This window comes from Empedobacter stercoris, assembly GCF_020281205.1.
GTDB lineage: Bacteria > Bacteroidota > Bacteroidia > Flavobacteriales > Weeksellaceae > Empedobacter > Empedobacter stercoris.
Window position 1 is genome coordinate 40,486 of record NZ_JACXZC010000001.1, and the last position, 19,666, is coordinate 60,151.

At 33.0% G+C, this 19,666-nt stretch carries 18 protein-coding genes; 15 read left to right on the forward strand and 3 right to left on the reverse strand.

Annotated features, from left to right (window positions below; genetic code table 11):
• Positions 1-130: 130 nt before the first annotated feature.
• Positions 131-781: an N-acetylmuramoyl-L-alanine amidase gene (locus IF125_RS00240; protein ID WP_171621916.1), complete on the forward strand. Its 651-nt coding sequence runs from the start codon at positions 131-133 to the stop codon at positions 779-781.
• A gap of 149 nt (positions 782-930) precedes the next feature.
• Entirely contained in the window at positions 931-1,845 is a 915-nt protein-coding gene (locus IF125_RS00245) for a helix-turn-helix transcriptional regulator (RefSeq protein ID WP_225541116.1), read from the forward strand.
• A gap of 39 nt (positions 1,846-1,884) precedes the next feature.
• Here IF125_RS00245 and IF125_RS00250 read toward each other — a convergent pair whose 3' ends face one another.
• Complete coding sequence (locus IF125_RS00250) at positions 1,885-4,026, reverse strand: type IA DNA topoisomerase (protein ID WP_225541117.1); 2,142 nt, start codon at positions 4,024-4,026, stop codon at positions 1,885-1,887.
• A 325-nt stretch (positions 4,027-4,351) separates the two neighbouring features.
• Here IF125_RS00250 and IF125_RS00255 point away from each other — a divergent pair, with 325 nt between their 5' ends.
• From IF125_RS00255 to IF125_RS00270, 4 genes are all read left to right on the forward strand, one after another.
• A complete protein-coding gene (locus tag IF125_RS00255; protein WP_171621919.1) occupies positions 4,352-5,164 on the forward strand; it encodes a MotA/TolQ/ExbB proton channel family protein in 813 nt (270 codons plus the stop codon).
• A gap of 86 nt (positions 5,165-5,250) precedes the next feature.
• Positions 5,251-5,841 (forward strand): biopolymer transporter ExbD, encoded by a 591-nt coding sequence (locus tag IF125_RS00260; protein WP_171621920.1) that lies wholly within the window; start codon positions 5,251-5,253, stop codon positions 5,839-5,841.
• Positions 5,842-5,860: 19 nt separating this feature from the next.
• Positions 5,861-6,394 (forward strand): ExbD/TolR family protein, encoded by a 534-nt coding sequence (locus tag IF125_RS00265; RefSeq protein WP_171621921.1) that lies wholly within the window; start codon positions 5,861-5,863, stop codon positions 6,392-6,394.
• A 32-nt stretch (positions 6,395-6,426) separates the two neighbouring features.
• A complete protein-coding gene (locus tag IF125_RS00270; protein WP_225541118.1) occupies positions 6,427-7,377 on the forward strand; it encodes a hypothetical protein in 951 nt (316 codons plus the stop codon).
• Positions 7,378-7,606: 229 nt separating this feature from the next.
• Here IF125_RS00270 and IF125_RS00275 read toward each other — a convergent pair whose 3' ends face one another.
• A complete protein-coding gene (locus IF125_RS00275; RefSeq protein ID WP_225541119.1) occupies positions 7,607-8,674 on the reverse strand; it encodes a M20 family metallo-hydrolase in 1,068 nt (355 codons plus the stop codon).
• A complete protein-coding gene (gene argB / locus IF125_RS00280) occupies positions 8,668-9,435 on the reverse strand; it encodes an acetylglutamate kinase (RefSeq protein ID WP_171621924.1) in 768 nt (255 codons plus the stop codon). Before argB ends, IF125_RS00275 begins: the two co-directional genes overlap by 7 nt.
• A 251-nt stretch (positions 9,436-9,686) precedes the next feature.
• Between argB and IF125_RS00285 the strand changes: the two genes are divergently transcribed.
• The 9 genes from IF125_RS00285 (at position 9,687) to carB (ending at position 19,571) form a co-directional block, all read left to right on the forward strand.
• Entirely contained in the window at positions 9,687-10,265 is a 579-nt protein-coding gene (locus IF125_RS00285) for a GNAT family N-acetyltransferase (RefSeq protein WP_171621925.1), read from the forward strand.
• Positions 10,266-10,335: 70 nt separating this feature from the next.
• Positions 10,336-10,788: an arginine repressor gene (locus IF125_RS00290; RefSeq protein WP_225541120.1), complete on the forward strand. Its 453-nt coding sequence runs from the start codon at positions 10,336-10,338 to the stop codon at positions 10,786-10,788.
• Positions 10,789-10,795: 7 nt separating this feature from the next.
• Positions 10,796-11,977 (forward strand): argininosuccinate synthase, encoded by a 1,182-nt coding sequence (argG, locus tag IF125_RS00295; RefSeq protein WP_225541122.1) that lies wholly within the window; start codon positions 10,796-10,798, stop codon positions 11,975-11,977.
• A gap of 83 nt (positions 11,978-12,060) precedes the next feature.
• On the forward strand, positions 12,061-13,047 hold the full coding sequence (gene argC / locus IF125_RS00300) for an N-acetyl-gamma-glutamyl-phosphate reductase (RefSeq protein ID WP_171621928.1): 987 nt from the start codon (positions 12,061-12,063) through the stop codon (positions 13,045-13,047).
• A gap of 36 nt (positions 13,048-13,083) precedes the next feature.
• Positions 13,084-13,443: a four helix bundle protein gene (locus tag IF125_RS00305; RefSeq protein WP_225541124.1), complete on the forward strand. Its 360-nt coding sequence runs from the start codon at positions 13,084-13,086 to the stop codon at positions 13,441-13,443.
• Between the two features lie 36 nt (positions 13,444-13,479).
• Positions 13,480-14,616 (forward strand): aspartate aminotransferase family protein, encoded by a 1,137-nt coding sequence (locus tag IF125_RS00310; protein ID WP_225541125.1) that lies wholly within the window; start codon positions 13,480-13,482, stop codon positions 14,614-14,616.
• The gene (gene carA / locus IF125_RS00315) at positions 14,609-15,694 is read left to right on the forward strand and encodes a glutamine-hydrolyzing carbamoyl-phosphate synthase small subunit (protein WP_225541126.1); all 1,086 of its coding nucleotides are present in this window, start codon (positions 14,609-14,611) and stop codon (positions 15,692-15,694) included. Before IF125_RS00310 ends, carA begins: the two co-directional genes overlap by 8 nt.
• 191 nt (positions 15,695-15,885) lie before the next feature.
• Positions 15,886-16,266: a GxxExxY protein gene (locus IF125_RS00320; RefSeq protein WP_262903637.1), complete on the forward strand. Its 381-nt coding sequence runs from the start codon at positions 15,886-15,888 to the stop codon at positions 16,264-16,266.
• A 77-nt stretch (positions 16,267-16,343) separates the two neighbouring features.
• Positions 16,344-19,571: a carbamoyl-phosphate synthase (glutamine-hydrolyzing) large subunit gene (gene carB, locus IF125_RS00325; RefSeq protein WP_225541127.1), complete on the forward strand. Its 3,228-nt coding sequence runs from the start codon at positions 16,344-16,346 to the stop codon at positions 19,569-19,571.
• Positions 19,572-19,666 lie beyond the last annotated feature (95 nt).

The following is a 19,666-nucleotide window of genomic DNA, read 5'->3' on the forward strand; positions in this document are numbered from 1 at the left end:
TGAACCTATCTTTAAGAAAAATATAACATTTCTTAGGATTAATTAAGATTTTTCGGAACAATCTCTGCAAAATTGTAACACGTACTAACTATTAAAAAAAAGTATCATTTTTAAGCAAAACACATTTATTATGAAAAAATTGACGCAAATATTAGGAGTTGTAGCAATAGGGTTAGTTTCTTTCTCTTTCACAACGAAAAATGAAGTTCCAGTCTCAACTTCATATACAATTAACCAAGATGCACCAAAGGTTGTTATTTTGGATATTGTAGATAATATCGCAGCAGAATCTGGAGCAAATATTGCCACAGAACTTAAGTCTAAAATAGAAACTTTAAATAAAGAAAATGTAAATGTTCTTCTTTGGAAAGATTTAACGAAAGGACTGCAAGAAGAAGAGAAAAGAGCAATTATTGATAGTTTAAAACCTGAATTGATCATGACATTAAGTTTTGATAAATCTGATGATAATACAAACAAGGTTGCAGCTGTAGTGTCTAAACAGAATGTTGCTTTTGAAGATACATTCAAAGTAGCAAAAGAATTGGCAGAAAACTTAAATTCAACAACAGTTAAAAATGATGGTGTATATCAAAATGATTCAAATTATATACAAGATAATTTAGCGCCTTCAATCTTTTTAAGTTTAAAAGTGAAAAACGAACCAACTTCAAATACAGAAATTATCGACAAAATTTCTAATTTTATTGAAACTGCTGAAGTAAATCAACCTACTGTAGTAGTGGATGAAGTGGCTGAAGTTGATACAGCAATTCAATAAATAAATCTGTAAGATAAAAACATAAAAATCCGTTTTTTCGTATCATTCATTTTTAGGAATGAATAAAAAGTAACATTTTGTAAGGAAATGTTACTTTTTTTTGTTTTTAGTTGCAGAACACTTAAGTTTGTTCAAACACTTACAATACAATGTCAAAACAAGGTTATATCGCGCGTTACTTTAATATTGTTCGTAAACTTTCGCAACAAAAATACTGTTCTTACGAAGATTTAGAACGTTTTTTGGAACGAGAATTTGAAATGTTACAACTACAAGATGATACATTAGAATTTAACTTTTCTAAACGAACATTGCAACGTGATATTCGAGAAATTCGTAATATCTTGGGAATTGACATTATGTATAGTCGAAGTCAGCGTGGATATTATATTTTTCAAGATGATTATAGTTCTGATCTATTTCTGAAAACATTAGAAGAAATCAACAGTTTTTCTGCCTTGAAATTGACTAATTCGCTCGAATCTATCGTGTATTTGGAAAAAAGAAAACCCAAACGTGCTGAATTTTTGCCTGATATTGTACAAGCTATTCAACAAAAAAAGAAAATTGAATTTCATTATCAAAAATTTGGTGAAGAAAAAGAAACGATTCGAAAAGTTTCGCCAATTGCAATTAGAGAGCACAATAATCGTTGGTATTTGATTGCAGATGATAAGGGAATTGTGAAAAATTTTGGTTTGGAACGAATGAATAAAGTTTCAATTTTAAATGATAAAATAGACAATAATATTGAATTTAATTACATAGATAAGTATAAATATTCATTCGGAATAATTGTTCCAAGTTCTGAAAAACCAGAAAAAATTGTGCTTTCTGTAACAAAAAAACAAGCTGCTTATTTAGAATCTTTGCCTTTGCACGAATCGCAACAAATTTTAGAAACTAAAAATGATGAGGTTTTAATTGGTTTAGAATTATTTTTAACCGAAGATTTTATCAGCGAAATTCTTTCGTTGAGCTGTTCTGTAACCATTATCGAACCTAAAAAACTGAAAGAAAAAGTAAAAACAATTTTGAAGGAAACATTGGAGAAATATAAATAGAATGAATTTCGAATAGTTGTCTTTCGAAATTTGTTTATTTTACATCTGTTCAAACTCTAAATCGAAATTCATTCCCAAAATAGCTTTCCCAGCAATTTTTTCTCCATTTTCAGGATTGATTAATCCCGTCATTTTTCCCGTTTTCTGCTTCGTAACTAAATCTAAAATTTGTTTGTTAGTTAATTTTTTACCCATAAACTCGAACGGAACTTTGAAACCACATTCTCTGAAATTAGAACAACCATAAGCGGCTTTTCCTTTTACTAATTTATGTGTTTTGCATTTCGGACAAGTAGCATCTTCCAGATTAATTTCTTCTTTTGGTTTACGCTCTTTTTTGGGTTTATCTTCTATTTGAGCAGAATTTTGGTGCGACGAAATTGGTCTGAAATAACTGTTTTTTACCTCAAATGTTAATTTTGAAACCATTTCAATTAATTCTTGTTTGAATTGTTCCAATTCATATTCACCTTTTTCAATTAAACGAAGTTTTCGTTCCCAAACTCCTGTCAATTCTGGAGATTTTAATAATTCATCTTGAATCGTATCTATCAAATCAATTCCCGTTTGTGTTGCCACAATGTTTCGTTTTTTCTTTTCGATATATTTTCTTCGGAACAATGTTTCGATAATATTAGCACGCGTAGATGGACGGCCAATGCCGTTTTCTTTCATCAGTTCTCGCATTTCTTCATCGTCCACTTGACGACCTGCAGTTTCCATTCCACGCAATAAAGTTGCTTCTGTATAATTTTTTGGAGGAGTTGTTTTTCCTTTGTGGATATAAGGTTCGTGAGGTCCTTTTTCACCAATTTCGAAAATTGGCATTATTTTTTCTTCGTCTTTTTCGTCCTCCTTTTTATCTTTTACATATACTTCGCGCCATCCCATTTCGAGAATTTGCTTTCCAGTTGCTTTAAAATTAATTGCAGAAAGTTGACCATCTTTACCAATATTTTCTACTTTTCCTTCTACCGTTGTGTTGGCAACTTTACATTCAGGATAAAAAACTGCGATAAAACGTCGAGCAACCAAATCATAAATACGCTTTTCTTCGTTTGATAAACCTTGAGGAAAGATTTCTGTCGGAATAATAGCGTGGTGATCGGTTACTTTTGTGTTATCAAAAACAGTTTTTGACATCGGAATTGGTTGCGTCATTAATGGTGCAACTAAATTTTGATAGGCTGTAAGTTTAGTTAGAATTCCTGGAACTTTTGGATAAATATCTTCGGATAAATACGTTGTATCAACACGAGGATATGTCACAAACTTTTTCTCGTAAAGACTTTGGATATATTTCAATGTATTTTCTGCAGAGAATGCATATTTCTTATTGGCTTCTACTTGTAAAGCAGTCAAATCAAATAATCGTGGATTTTTTTCGCGACCTTCTTTTATTTCAAAATCAATAATTTCAAACTCTTTGTCTTTAATAAAATCTAAACCTTGTTTGGCTTTTTCTTCAGATTTTAAACGAGGAATTGTTGCATTAAACTCAACTTCTTTAAATACTGTTTTCAGTTCCCAATATTCTTCTATAACAAAAGCGTTGATTTCTTTTTGTCGTTGCACAATCATAGCAAGAGTTGGCGTTTGCACACGTCCAATAGATAGAACAGTTTTGGGTGGAGCAAATTTTTTGGTGAATAAACGAGTTGCATTCATTCCTAAAAGCCAATCACCAATTGCACGCGCTTGTCCTGCAGAAAATAAATTAAAATATTTTTCCCCATCTTTCAAATTCTCAAAACCTTCTTTTATAGCTTCTTCTGTCAAAGATGAAATCCAAAGACGCTTCATTGGAGCTTTCGCTTTGGCTTTCAATAAAACCCATCGTTGTATTAATTCTCCTTCTTGACCAGCATCACCACAGTTTATAATCTCTTCAACTTGACTAGCTGTTACAAGTCTTTTGATAATATTAAATTGTTTCGAAACCCCTTTGTCAGCGATTAATTTTATTCCAAAACTTGACGGAATCATGGGTAAATAATTCAGATCCCAACTTTTCCATTCGGGGGTATAATCTTGTGGTTCCTTTAATGTACATAGGTGACCGAAAGTCCAAGTAACTTGAAATCCATTTCCTTCATAGTATCCATCATGCTTCTGATTAGCACCAATAACTTTGGCGATATCTTTGGCAACACTAGGTTTTTCGGCAATACAAACTTTCATAGCAATTATAATATTGAAGTGCAAAAGTCAAAATAATAATTTAATTCTTAAAAAAAAATATAAATATGTATAAATATTGAATAAATTTGCGATAGGTTAATTTTTTTGAAGATTGTATATTTTCAAAATTTATAATGTTGAAAAGGTTTTATTTGGGCTGATGAGATAAAATAAAAAATTATCATTTCGGTAAAATCTACTATTGATTTCGAGTAAATTCGAAATTTAACGTCATAACAACATAAAAAATTTAGAAGATTTAAAAAATTTTCACTTAATTTACACCCACATTAATAAAAATCATAATATTTAAAAGAATTAGTAAATGGAAAAGAATGTAACAGTACCAGCTAAAACTAAAAAGGGAGGTCTTAACCCTGTGATTACTATGATCATTTTAATTGCTATCGCAATGGGGATCTTTTATGGTGTTTTTGGTCAACCAAGTAACTTTGAAGGAGGAGATACAGAAAGAGGAAATCCTTTAAACTTTTTAGGAATTATTTTTAAGGGAGGGGTAATTATTCCATTCTTAATCTCGTTTTTCTTTATGGTATTGGTATTCTCTATCGACCGTGTTATCGCTTTAAACAAAGCAAAAGGAACAGGATCTGCTGAGAAATTTGTAAACGACATTCGTGCTTTATTAAACAAAAATGAAATTAACAAAGCAATCGAATTATGTGACAAACAAAAAGGTGCCGTAGGAAACGTAGTGAAAGAAGGTTTAACAACTTACAAAGCGTTAGAAAACGACACAACTTTAAACAAAGAGCAAAAATTAGCTCAATTAGGTAAAACGTTAGAAGAAGCGACTACATTAGAAATGCCAACGTTAGAGAAAAACATGACAATTATTTCTACAATTGCTTCTGTTGGTACGTTAATTGCCTTAATGGGTACTGTAATCGGGATGATTAAAGCATTCTTCGCATTAGGTGAAGGAGGAGGATCTCCAGATGCTGCACAATTATCAGTAGGTATTGCTGAGGCCTTAATTAATACAGGTATGGGGATTGGTGCTTCTGCATTCGCTATTATTATGTATGCTTTCTTAACTTCTAAAATTGATGATTTAACATTCAAAATTGACGAAGTAGGAATGAGTATTCAACAATCTTTCTCTGCTCACAATTAATATTCATTGACGAAGCCTTAGAAGGATAGTATAAGGAAAAATCAAACAACAAACAATTTAGAATATTAATTAATAATACAGAGAAAATGGCAAGAGTAAAACCAAAAAGAAGAGGTCCTTCGATGGACTTAACAGCTATGTCTGACATGGCTTGGCTTTTGTTAACTTTCTTTATTTTGACATCTAACTTTAGAGAACCTGAAGTTGTTCCTGTCGTAACACCGACATCTGTTTCGAACCAAAAAATGGCTACAGAAAACATGATGATCATTAAAATTGATGATAAAGGAAAATTCTTATTCGGATTAGAAGAAAAAGATCGTATTCCTACATTAGAAAGAATGGGTGATAAGTACGGAGTGAAGTTTACAGATGCTGAAAAGAATGCATTCAAAAGCATAGTAGAGTTTGGTGTACCAATGAATGAAATGAGAAATTATTTGAATCAGCCTGCTGATAAACAACAATCATATCATCCAGGTATTCCATTAGATACGATACCGAATAAAAATCAAGAATTGATTGATTGGGTATTTGAAGCAAAAGAAGTGAACCCTGATATTTTCTTAGCAATTAAAGGTGATCAAAAATCTGAATACAAACAATTCAAAACTTTGATCCAACAATTACAAGAAAAGAATATGAATAAGTTCCAGTTAATTACATCTCAAGAATAATTAAAAGAAATTTAACCCAATGGCGCAAATACAAACAGATAATGGCGGCAACGGAAAAAAAGTCCGTTCCAAAAAGAATTCGACTGCGGTCGATATGGCTCCGTTAGTAGATTTAGGTTTCTTATTAATTACTTTCTTTATGTTTGCAGCGACTTCGATCAAACCAAACGTAATGAACTTGAATATGCCTCCAAAGATTCCTAAAGATGTTGTCCCTCCTACAGAAGTGAAAATTGAAAATTCAGTTACAATTTTAGTAGCAAAGGATAATAAACTATTTTGGTATCAACAAGAGGCTGGGAAATTAAATGCTGGTAACTTAAATGAAACTGATTACTCTGCAGAAGGAATTCGTAATGTAATTACAACTGCTGCATCAAGAGCAAGTGATAAAGAGAAGTTTACTGTAATTATCAAACCAATGGATGATGCATCTTATGATAATTTAGTAACAGTGTTAGACGAAATGGAGATTACGAAATCTACACGATACGGTATCGTTCAGATTACACCTGAAGAACAAAAGGTGTACGATGAAAAAGTAGGTAAATAATTAGTTTATTTGTTAAATTTAAAAGAATTAAAATGTCAGAAAATAACAACAAACTAAAATCCTTAGACGAGATTGTATTTGAAGGTAGAAACAAAGCATATGGTGCCTATGACATGAGAATGTCTGAAAAAAGCACTCTATTAAAAGCTTTCATTCGTGGATTTATAGTAATTGTAATCATTTCTTTTGCTGTAATTGCTTCTGCAACTGGAATGTTCAAAAGCAAACAAACAGAAGAAGTAGTCGTAGACGTTCAGCTTGAGGATTTAAATATACCTGAACCTCCAAAAGAGGAAGAAGTGGTAGAACCAGAACCAGAGCCAGAACCAGAACAACAAGAAAATCATTATCAAGAGGAGACGGCACAAGAGAAATTCGTAATGCCAGAACCAAAAGAACAACCTAAAAAAGAGGAAACGATTCCTCCTAAAGAAGAGTTGGTAGGTAAAGATTTATCTTTTGAAAAACGTGAAGGAAAAGAATCTTCTGGTCAAACTGGAGGAGGTCCTGTGAATCTAAATAAAGAAGCACCGAAGAATACAACTCAAGCGCCAAAAACAGAGGATAAAGGTGATAAACCAGCTCCTCCTGCAACAGTATCAGCTCGTACAGCTGCTGTTATGGCTATTTATCCAGGATGTGAGAGAGATGCTGCAAAAGGTAAACAAGCTGCTACAGACTGTTTATCTAAAAAGCTATCGGCTGACTTACAAGATGAGTTACAAGATTTTGCTAATGATCAAGCAGGACAAGGAACAGGTGTAGTTTCGGCTAAACTGAACTTCCAAATTGATACAGAAGGTAGAATTGTTGGAATCTCTCCAATGGGTGATGCAAAGTTAGGGCCTGAAGCTAAAAAAGCTTTAGAACGTATTACACAGCGTCAACAAAGAAGAGGAAAAACGATCAAACCAGCGCAAACTGAAGATGGTCGTGCTGCGAAGTTGAACTTCAACATCCCAGTAAAAATGTTAATTGAGTAATACTTAATCGTACATTACATATAAAAAAGAGGCTAAAATCATTTAGCCTCTTTTTTTGTATTTATGTTTTTCTAATCTTATAGCTTTGTTCTTAAATAAAACCTGCGCAGGTTTTACTCAAAAGCAGCGTAGGTTTTTTATCGAACCCTATATTTAATAAACCAAAAAGCATCTTCAAGACTATTGAAGATGCTTTTTAACGTGTTATGACGTACTTTTCTTTTCTAAATTAAAAGGAAAAATCTTTTAATAAATTAGTGTATCGTTCAATTCCATGTTCTATTTCTGATAGATAAATGTATTCGTCAGGAGTGTGCGAACGAGCCGAATCTCCAGGTCCCATTTTCACTGTTTCAAAATTCATCATGGCTTGATCCGACATTGTTGGAGAGCCGTAAGTGGTACAACCTAACTCGATGCCTTTTTGCACGATCGGGTGATGTTCAGAAATACGCGAAGAGTTTAATCGTAACGAACGGGCTTTTACTATTGCTTTTGGCAAACAATTGGAAATAATATCAACGACTTCTTGGTTAGAATACAATTCGTTTACTCGGCAATCTACAACCAAACGACATTCATCAGGTACAACATTATGCTGTTTTCCTGCTTCGATTTGTGTAACCGTCATCTTTACAGGTCCCAACATATCAGACACCCTTTCGAATTGATAAGACTTGAACCAATCCATCACCTCAATTGCTTCGTAAATGGCATTCACACCTTCGTTTCGGGCAGCATGTCCAGTTTTTCCTTTTACAATTACGTCCATTACAACCAATCCACGTTCTGCAATTGCCATGTCCATTTGCGTTGGTTCTCCTACAATTCCCAAATCTATTTTTGGTAAATTAGGTAAAATACTTGCAACATTTAGTTGTCCAGAACTTTCTTCTTCGGCTGTTATAGCCACAATTAGGTTATAAGGTAGATCCTCGTTTAGAAAATTGATATAAGTTGCCAATAAGCTTACTGCAGATGCACCTGCATCATTACTCCCTAAACCAACTAATTTATCTCCTTCGATTGTCGCTTTCAAAGGATCATATGTCCAAGATGAACCAAATTTAACGGTGTCGTGATGAGAGTTTAATAAAATTGTTTTTTTGTTTTCGTCAAAATTTGGATGAATACTCCAAACATTATTATCTTGACGATGAGCCGTAGCACCATGATCAGTTAAAAACTTAAAAATAATGTCGGCTGTTTTGTCTTCTTCACTTGAAAAAGATTGAGTTTCGATTAATTGACATAATAAATCGACAGCTTTCTTTTTGAGAATAGCTAATTCTAACATAAAATTGTTTTAATCTCTGAGTTAATGTTGCGCGCATGTACTAAACATACATTTTTTACACCCGCATTGATTACTTTGAATGAATTGTCTAATTTCGGAATCATACCTTCGAAAATTACACCTTCTTCTTTTAATTGCAAATATAAAGTTTCGTTAATAGTTGGTATCAAAGTTGAGTCATCATTTACATCGCGAAGTACACCTATTTTATCGAAACAAAAATTAAGCTCAACTTCGTTTTCTTTCGACATCGCTACTGCAATTGTAGAAGCAATTGTATCTGCATTTGTGTTTAATAATTGTCCATTTCCGTCATGCGTAATAGCACAAACAACAGGCGTAATGTTGTTGTCGATTAACAATTGAAACAATTCTTTATTGATACTATTATCATTCAAATCACCTACAAAACCATAATCAATAGTTTTTACAGGACGTTTAGTTCCTTTAATTGCATTTCCATCTGCACCAGATAAACCTAAAGCATTACAGCCAAATGCTTGCAATTTAGAAACAATGGTTTTGTTCAAGTTTCCTGCATATAAACCTGTCACCACATCCAAGGTAGGTTTGTCTGTAATACGTCGTCCTTCAATCATTTTAGGCTCGATACCTAATTGATTTAACATTTTTGAAGCGCCTTTTCCACCTCCATGTACCAAAATTTTTGGTTCTTTGATTTCCGAAAACGTTTGTAAGAATTGTTCTAATTCTTGCTCATTGTCGATAATTCCGCCTCCTATTTTTATAATTTTCAACATTTTAATAAATATGTAAATTTTGTTTGCTTTTTTTTGGTGTTACAAAAATATAATATTTAACTTTGCATCTCAGTATAATAACTGAATATCTTATTGATTAATGGAAGAAATTACTGAAATTATTCTTCTCAATTATGAGAGAAGCTTTCTGATAGAAAGCAAGCCAATAGGTTCTCATATTTTACTTAAGTGTGATGACAACTGGTCATCTTTTCTCGATTTTTTATCATTAATCAACTTTCCCTTAAATTATGTATGTTAGAATAGCAAATGCAGACGATGCCAAGTACACAGAATTGTTGTGCGAATGGTACGAAGAATCAGCTCGTATGAGAAAAACGGGTATTGCTAAACGAAATCCAGTTTATTTGGAGCGCAAAATGCGCAACGGAAACGCTGTGATCGCTTTTGATGATAATGATCAAATCGCGGGGTTTAGCTACATTGAAACTTACGAAGAAGAAAAATTCGTTGTAAACTCAGGTTTAATTGTACGTACAGATTTAAGGAGTTCAGGAATTGGGCGCGAAATAAAACATGCAGTTTTTGAATTGTCTCGTACAAAATTCCCAAAATCAAAAATCTTTAGTATTACAACTTCTTTAGCTGTAATGCGTATGAACACAAAATTAGGATACAAGCCAGTAACTTTTTCGGAATTAACACAATCGGATGAATTTTGGAATGGATGTAAAAGTTGTAAAAACTATCACATCTTAATGGATAATGATCGCGAGCGCTGTATTTGTACAGGATTGGTTTATGATAACCTTGATGACAAATATGCTCAGCAAGCAAAACAAAATGCGGATAAAAAAGAAGATGAATAAATATACGGACTAAGGTTTTTTTTTGTCTAAAATGAGTATATTTGCATAAAATTTCGAATAAATATTCAAAATGAGTAATAAAAAATACAGATTCCAGATTATAAAAGATTTAATAACAGATCAAGAAATCAATAATCAAGACGAATTATTAAAAAAATTAATCGATTTAGATATCTCAGTTACTCAAGCAACTTTATCCAGAGATTTGCGCGAATTGAAAGTTTCAAAAGTTCCTAATAGTTCGGGACAATACATTTATCGCCTTACAGAAAGTGTTGCGCCAACTGCAACGGTTACACATAACGAAAAAACAAGTTTGATTTTCTCTAACAATTTAGGGGTTATTAAAACAAAGCCAGGTTATGCAAACAGAATTGCTTTTGAGATAGATAACACACATTTCAATACAATAATTGGAACAATTGCTGGAGACGATACGGTGTTGATCGTATTGAAAGAAGAGAGTAGCCGAGAAGAGGTTACCAATGAATTAAGAAGAATTATTCCCAATATAAACAAATAAACAAACAATGAGCAACAAAGCAGTTTTAGCTTACAGTGGAGGTCTAGATACATCGTACTGTTTGGTTAACTTAACAAAAGATCAAGGAATGGAAGTGCACACCGTAATTGTAAATACTGGTGGGTTTTCTGAAGAAGAGTTAAAAGAAATCGAAACTCGTGCCTACGAATTAGGTTCATCTAAACACGTAACAATTGATATTACAGATAAGTATTACAACGATTGTGTCCGTTTTTTAATTTATGGAAATGTATTAAAAAATAACACATATCCTTTATCTGTGAGCGCAGAACGTATGTTCCAATCAATTGCTATTGCTCAGTATGCAAAAGATGTAGAAGCAGAATACATTGTACACGGCTCTACAGGAGCAGGAAATGATCAAATTCGTTTTGATGTGGCTTTTGCAGTTATTTCACCTCAATCAAAAATTATCACACCTATTCGCGACGAAAAATTATCTCGTCAACAAGAAGTAGAATATTTACAAGCAAATGGTGTAAATTATAGTTGGGAACAAGCAAAATACTCTATTAACAGAGGAATTTGGGGAACATCTGTTGGTGGTGTAGAAACATTAACATCTAACCAAGCATTACCAGAAGAAGCTTATCCAACTCAATTATCAAGAACAGAACCATCTGTAATTGAAATTGAATTCGAAAAAGGGATTCCAACTGCTTTAGATGGAAAAAAATTATCTCCAGTTGCTTTGATCCAACAATTAAACGAAATCGGTGGGGAATATGCTATCGGTAGAGATATCCATGTCGGAGATACAATTTTAGGAATTAAAGGACGTGTAGGTTTCGAAGCTCCAGCTGCTTATCTATTGATCAAAGCTCATCATTTATTAGAAAAACATACCTTAACAAGATGGCAATTGTTGCACAAAGATTCTTTATCTAACTGGTACGGAACTTTATTGCACGAAGCACAATATTTAGATCCTGTAATGCGTGACATCGAAGCATTCTTAGAATCTTCACAAGAAAAAGTTACAGGTAAAGTAAAAGTTCAATTAAATCCTTACCATTTCTCAATGATTGGTATCGAGTCTCCTTATGATATGATGCAATCTAAAGTTGCTGTTTATGGTGAAGAAAACGATGCTTGGGATTCGAGAGATGCAAGAGGTTTCATCAAAATATTCGGTAATCAATTAAAGATTGTTCATAGTTTCGATTAATTGATTCGTTAAAGTGGGTTCATTAAATTGAATCCACTTTATTTCAATATTAAATTACAATAAACACGCGCAAAAAATATCAAATGTCAAACAAAATTAACGTAAGCATTGTAGGAGGTGCTGGATACACAGCAGGCGAATTGCTAAGAATATTAATTCATCATCCGATGGTTACTATTTCGTCTGTGTACAGCACATCGAATGCAGGCAACCCCGTTACCAAAGTGCACGACGATTTGTTTGGAGAAACTGACATCGTATTTTCGGATAAAATAGACGAAAATGCTGATGTCGTTTTTTTATGCCTTGGTCACGGAAAATCAGCAGAGTTTTTAAAGAATAATACCTATTCAGCTCAAACAAAAATTATTGATTTGAGTAATGATTTTCGATTAAATGCGAACCATATTTTCGAAGATAGGACGTTTGTTTACGGTTTACCAGAATTGGACCGCGAAGCAATCAAAACGGCTCAAAACATAGCAAATCCTGGTTGTTTTGCAACAGCTATTCAATTAGCATTATTGCCTTTGGCTGCAAAAAATGAAATCAAAAATGATATTCACATCAATGCGGTAACAGGATCTACAGGAGCTGGGCAAAGTTTGTCGGCTTCGACGCATTTTAGCTGGCGAAATAATAATGTTTCTTTTTACAAAGAGTTTACACATCAACACGAAGGAGAAATTTATCAAACATTGAATCAATTAGAAAAAGATTTCAATAACAAAGTTTATTTCTTACCAATGCGAGGTGATTTTGCGCGCGGAATTTTAGCTGGTGTTTATCTTAAATCTGATTTGTCAGAAGAAGAAGCAAAAAATATTTTTAACGAATATTACAAAAACGAACCTTTTACGTTTGTTTCTAATGCGCCAATTGCATTGAAACAAGTCGTAAATACCAACAAATGTTTTTTACATATCCAGAAACAAGACGATGTATTATTGATAACTTCTATTATCGATAACCTTACAAAAGGTGCTTCTGGACAAGCTGTAGAAAATATGAACTTGATGTTCGGTTGGGAAGAAAATTTAGGACTTAATCTAAAAACGGTAGCGTTTTAATTAAGTTATGAGTATTGAGTTATAAGTTTTGAGATTATGCAAGACTACAGAAAATTAACAGTTTGGAATCGTTCACATCAATTAGTATTAGATTTATATAAACTTGTAAATCTGTTTCCTAAAGAAGAACAATTTGGACTAATTTCTCAAATCAAAAGAGCAGTATCTTCCATCCCTGCAAATATTGCAGAAGGTTGTGGAAGAAACTCAAATAAAGACTTTGCTCAATTCTTAAATATAGCTTTAGGTTCTTTGAATGAAGTTACATACTTTATTCTATTAGCCAAGGATTTAAAATACATTAATATTGAAGATTATTCAAAATTAACCGATGAGTGTAATGAAATAAAAGCCATGTTAATTTCACTAATTAAAAAAATTAGAGAAAAAAACTAACTCATTACTCAAAACTCATCACTCAAAACTTTTAATATGAAACTATTCGACGTATATCCATTAATGAATGTAACTCCGGTTAAAGCCAAAGATTGTATCCTTTGGGACGAAAACGGAAAAGAATATTTAGACTTATATGGTGGTCACGCAGTGATCTCTATTGGGCATGCACACCCGCATTATGTGCAAAAAATTACAGAACAAGTAAACAATATTGGATTTTACTCTAACTCAGTTCAAATTCCAATTCAAACAGAATTAGCAGAGAAATTAGGACGTTTATCAGGATATGAAGATTATACATTATTCTTATGTAATTCTGGAGCTGAAGCAAACGAAAATGCAGCTAAATTAGCTTCTTTTCATACAGGAAAAGATCACATCATTGCGTTTAACGGTGCTTTTCATGGACGTACATCTGGATCTGTTGCTTTAACAGATAACCCAAAAATTGTAGCTCCTTTTAATGCGCATCACAAAGTTTCTTTTGTAGATTATAATATTAATGCTATTAAAGAGATTATTGCTGGAGGAGATGTTGCTGCTATTATTTACGAACCTATACAAGGAGTTGGTGGAATTATTTTACCATCAGATGAATTCGTTCAAGAATTAAGAAATGTTTGTACAGAAAACGGCGTTATTTTGATCGCTGATGAAGTACAATGTGGATATGGTCGTTCGGGGAAATTTTTTGCACATCAACATTCTGACATCAAAGCAGATTTGATCACAATGGCAAAAGGAATGGGGAATGGATTTCCAATCGGAGGAGTTTTAATTTCACCAGAATTCAAAGCGTCTTATGGTTTATTAGGAACAACTTTCGGAGGAAATCATTTAGCTTGTGCTGCTGCTGTTGCAGTGTTAGATGTAATCGAACAAGAAAACTTAATTGACAATGCTAAAGAAATTGGAAATTATATCGGAATTCAATTAAACAAATTTCCAAAAATCAAAGAGGTTCGTGGTCGTGGCTCAATGATCGGAATCGAATTTGATTTTCCAATTGCAACGTTAAAAAATAACTTATTAACAAAACACAATATTTTTGTAGGTTATGCAGGTACAAATGTTATTCGTTTATTGCCTCCACTTACAATTACAACACAATACGTAGATAAATTCATATCAGCATTAGAAACTGAAATTAACATTATCATCAATGGATAAGACAGTAAAATTAGTATTCCAAGACGGATTAGAAATCGAAGGAAAATCTTTCGGTGCATATACTTCTGCCGCAGGAGAAGTAGTATTTAACACAGCTTTGGTTGGGTACAATGAAAGTTTAACTGACCCTTCATACAAAGGGCAGATTATGGTGATGACAGCTCCAATGATCGGAAATTATGGTGTTCCTGATGATAAAGCGATGATCGAATCAATCGAAACTTGGATGGAATCAAATAAAATTCAAGTTACTGGTTTAGTTGTTTCTTATTATGCAGATGATTATTCGCATTGGAACGCTATCCAAAAATTAGGCGCTTGGTTAGAAAGCCAAAATATCCCAGGTATTTACGGTGTTGATACACGTATGATTACAAAAAAATTACGTGATCAAGGTTCTACTTTAGGAAAGATTGTTGCAGATACAGATGTAGAATTTTACAATCCAGATTTAGATAATTTAGTGGATCAAGTATCATGTAAAGAAGTAATTCGTTACAACGAAGGAGCTGATGTGAAAATTGTTTTAGTAGATTGTGGGGTGAAAAATAACATCATTCGTTGTTTTGTAGATCGTGGTGTTGAGGTTGTTAGAGTACCTTGGGATTATGATTATTCAACATTAGAGTATGATGGTTTATTTATCTCAAATGGTCCTGGAGATCCATCGATGTGTGTTGCTACCATTAATCATATCAAAGAATCTTTGCAAGAAGATAAGCCAATTTTTGGAATTTGTTTAGGAAACCAATTGGTAAGTTTAGCTGCTGGTGCGTCTACTTTCAAATTAAAATATGGACACCGTTCGCATAATCAGCCGGTACAATTAGTTGGAACAAAAAGATGTTTTATTACATCTCAAAACCACGGTTTCGCAGTAGATGATTCGAAATTACCAGAAGGGTTCAAAACATTCTTTACGAACTTAAATGATGGAACTTGTGAAGGAATTCGTCACGAATCAAAACCATTCTTCACCGTTCAATTCCACCCAGAAGCTATGGGAGGACCAGTCGATACAGAATATTTATTTGATGAATTTATTGAAGAAGTAAAAAAATATAAAAGTGTAAATTAATTTAGTTAATCAATTTATTTAATCGCAAAGAAGCTAAGATTACGCAGAGAACAAAGAGTAGAGATTAATAAAAATATAAGAGATTTTAATCACTTATTCTTTACGTAAATATTTGAGTTCTCTGTCATAAAAATTGGTTAAATTAGATTGTAAATCAATAATAACAGAAGAAAACTTTGATATTCAAGAGTATGATCATAGAAAATGAAATAGCAACTAAAATCATAGGATGTGCAATCAATGTACATTCAGCTCTTGGACCAGGACTTTTAGAAAGTGCATATAAAGAGTGTCTTTATTATGAATTAAATCAAAATGGTCTGTATGTAGAAAAAGAAAAGCCAATGCCTTTGGTTTTTAAAGAAGTAAAGTTGAATTGTGGTTATAGAATTGATTTATTGGTTGAAAATAAAATTGTGATAGAAATAAAAGCGGTTGAGGGATTAAATAACGTTCATTTGGCGCAAACTCTAACCTATCTCAAATTGGGAAATTATAAATTAGGTTTGTTAATGAATTTTAATACTTTTCGTTTAAAAGACGGATTGAAAAGGGTAGTAAATCAACTTTAAACTTCAAATTCTTTGCGAAATCTTTGTGATCTCTGCGGTTAAGAATTAATTAGATTAAACAACAAAAAAAAAAAATAATGAAATCACATATAAAAAAAGTATTAGTATTAGGATCAGGAGCACTAAAAATTGGTCAAGCTGGAGAGTTTGATTATTCTGGTTCGCAAGCGTTAAAAGCGTTAAAAGAAGAAGGAATCAAAACAGTTTTAATTAATCCAAATATTGCAACTGTTCAAACTTCTGAAGGAATTGCAGACGAAGTTTACTTCTTACCTGTAACTCCATATTTCGTAGAAAAAGTAATTCAAAAAGAAAAACCAGACGGAGTTTTAGTTGCCTTTGGAGGACAAACAGCTTTAAACTGTGCGGTTGAATTAAATAAAGAAAATATTTTCGAAAAATACGGTGTTGAAGTTTTAGGAACACAAATTCCTGTGATTGAAGCAACAGAAGACCGTGATATTTTTATCGAAAAATTAGACCAAATTGGCGTTTTAACTGCTCGTTCGGAAGCTGTTGATACAATAGAAGATGCGATGGCAGCGGGTAAACGTATCGGTTTTCCATTAATCATTCGTGCAGCATACGCTTTAGGTGGTTTAGGTTCTGGTTTCGCAAACAATGAAGAAGAATTATTAGAATTAGTTGATAAAGCATTCAATTATTCTTCTCAAGTTTTAGTGGAAGAATCTTTAAAAGGATGGAAAGAAATTGAGTACGAAGTGGTACGTGATGCGTATGATAACTGTATTACGGTTTGTAATATGGAAAACTTTGATCCGATTGGAGTTCATACAGGTGAATCGATTGTTATCGCTCCATCTCAAACATTAACAAATTCAGAATACCATAAATTACGTGAAGTTGCCATTCGTACTATTCGCCACCTTGGTGTAGTTGGAGAATGTAACATTCAATATGCTTTCGATCCTGTTTCGGAAGAATACCGTGTAATTGAAGTGAATGCTCGTTTATCTCGTTCTTCTGCTTTAGCTTCTAAAGCAACTGGATATCCTTTGGCTTTCGTTGCAGCAAAATTAGCATTAGGTTACTCATTAGATGAATTAAAAAATAGCGTAACGCAAACTACATCTGCGATGTTCGAACCAGCATTAGATTATTGTGTAGTGAAATTACCTCGTTGGGATTTAAATAAATTCTACGGTGTTCGTCGTAACATTGGTTCTGCAATGAAATCGGTTGGTGAAGTAATGGCAATTGGACGTTCTTTCGAAGAAGCAATTCAGAAAGGAGTTCGTATGTTAGACATCGGACACAGAGGATTTGTCGCAAATTCATTTACAATTCCAGAAGGAGAGTCATTAGATACATGGTTAGCTGAGCCAAATGATGAGCGTTTATATGCGATCACAGAAGCGTTCAAAGCTGGATATTCAATCGAGAAAATTCATGATTTAACGAAAATTGATTTATGGTTCTTACAACGTTTAGAAAGAATTTTCAACATCTCTAAAGAATTTGAAGCGTTAGAAAGATTTGAACAAGTAGATGCTGACTTAGTGAAAAAAGCAAAATTAGCTGGTTTCTCAGATCAACAAATCGCTGTTTTAGTTAAAGGAAATGTGAATGTACACAGAAACGAATTAACTGTTCGTGAATTACGTAAAAACTTCGGAATTGTTCCTGTTATAAAACAAATTGATACGTTAGCAGCCGAATTCCCAGCGCAAACAAATTATCTATATGTAACTTATCACGGAACTGAAAATGATATTGAAACTGAAACAGAGAAAGCAGTTTGTATTTTAGGTTCTGGTGTTTACCGCATCGGATCTTCTGTAGAATTTGATTGGTGTTGTGTAAATGCAGCACAAACAGCAGCTAAAAATGGTTACAAAACGATTATTATCAATTATAATCCAGAAACTGTTTCGACGGATTATGATGAGTCAGATCGTTTATACTTCGAAGAATTATCGTTTGAACGTGTAATGGATATCTTGGATTTTGAGCAACCTGAAGGAACAATTATTTCGACAGGAGGTCAAATTCCAAACAATTTAGCAATGAAATTGTACGACGAAAAAATCAATGTTTTAGGAACTTCTCCTTTACGTATTGATGATGCAGAAAATCGTCACAAATTCTCTGCTATTTTAGATGAATTAGGAATTGATCAGCCACGTTGGAAGGAACTTTCTTCTTTAGAAGCAGTTCATCACTTTGTGGATGAGGTAGGATTTCCAGTTTTAATTCGTCCTTCTTATGTTTTATCTGGAGCAGCGATGAATGTGGTATCAAATACGGAAGAATTAGATGCTTTCTTGAAATTAGCGAAAGAAGTATCTCCGGATTATCCAGTTGTCGTTTCAGAATTCGTTCAAGGAGCAAAAGAAATCGAATTGGATGCAGTTTGTCAAAACGGAGAAATTATTGACTATGCGATTTCTGAACATGTGGAATTTGCGGGAGTACACTCTGGTGATGCGACAATGTATTATCCACCTCAAAAAGTATACATCGAAACAATTCGTCAAATGCGTAAAGTTGCGGCGAAAATCGCAAAACGTTTCGAGATTTCTGGTCCAATGAATCTTCAGTTTTTATCGAAGAATAATACAGTTCGTGTAATTGAAACGAATATTCGTGCTTCTCGTTCGTTCCCATTTGTATCGAAAGTAGCAGGAAATAACTTAATCGAAAAAGCAACAAAAGTATTATTAGGATTAGAAGTAGAAAAAGGACACTCAGAAGTAGTTTACGATTTAGATTACGTAGGAGTTAAAGCTTCTCAATTCTCATTTACACGTTTAGCTGGTGCCGATCCCGTGTTATCAGTGGATATGTCGTCTACAGGTGAGGTTGGATGTATTGGAGATACAGCTGAAGAAGCTTTATTAAAATCGATGTTATCTGTAGGATATGAAATTCCAGAGAAAACAGTATTGATTTCTGGTGGACCAATTGAATCTAAGGTTGCTTTATTAGGACCTGCGAAACAATTAATTGCAAAAGGATATAAAATTTACGCAACAGAAGGAACACATAAATTCTTTATGGATAATGATGTCTATTCAACATTAGTGTATTGGCCATCTGATAAAAAAGAACCAAATGTAATGTCTTACATCCACGATAAGAAAATTGATATGGTAATCAATATTCCGAAAAACTTAACAAAAGTGGAATTAGATAATGATTATCAAATTCGTCGTACAGCAGTAGATTTTAACATTCCATTGGTTACAAATGCACGTTTAGCTTCAGCTTTCATCAATGCATTTACAACCCTAACAATGGATGATTTAAAAATCAAAACTTGGAATGAATACAGAAATAAGTAATACGTTTAAGTATTAAGTTATAAGTTCAAAGCCTCGCAATTGCGAGGCTTTTTATTTGTTATTAGTGTGAACTTTTTCGTTTTTCCGCTTCAATA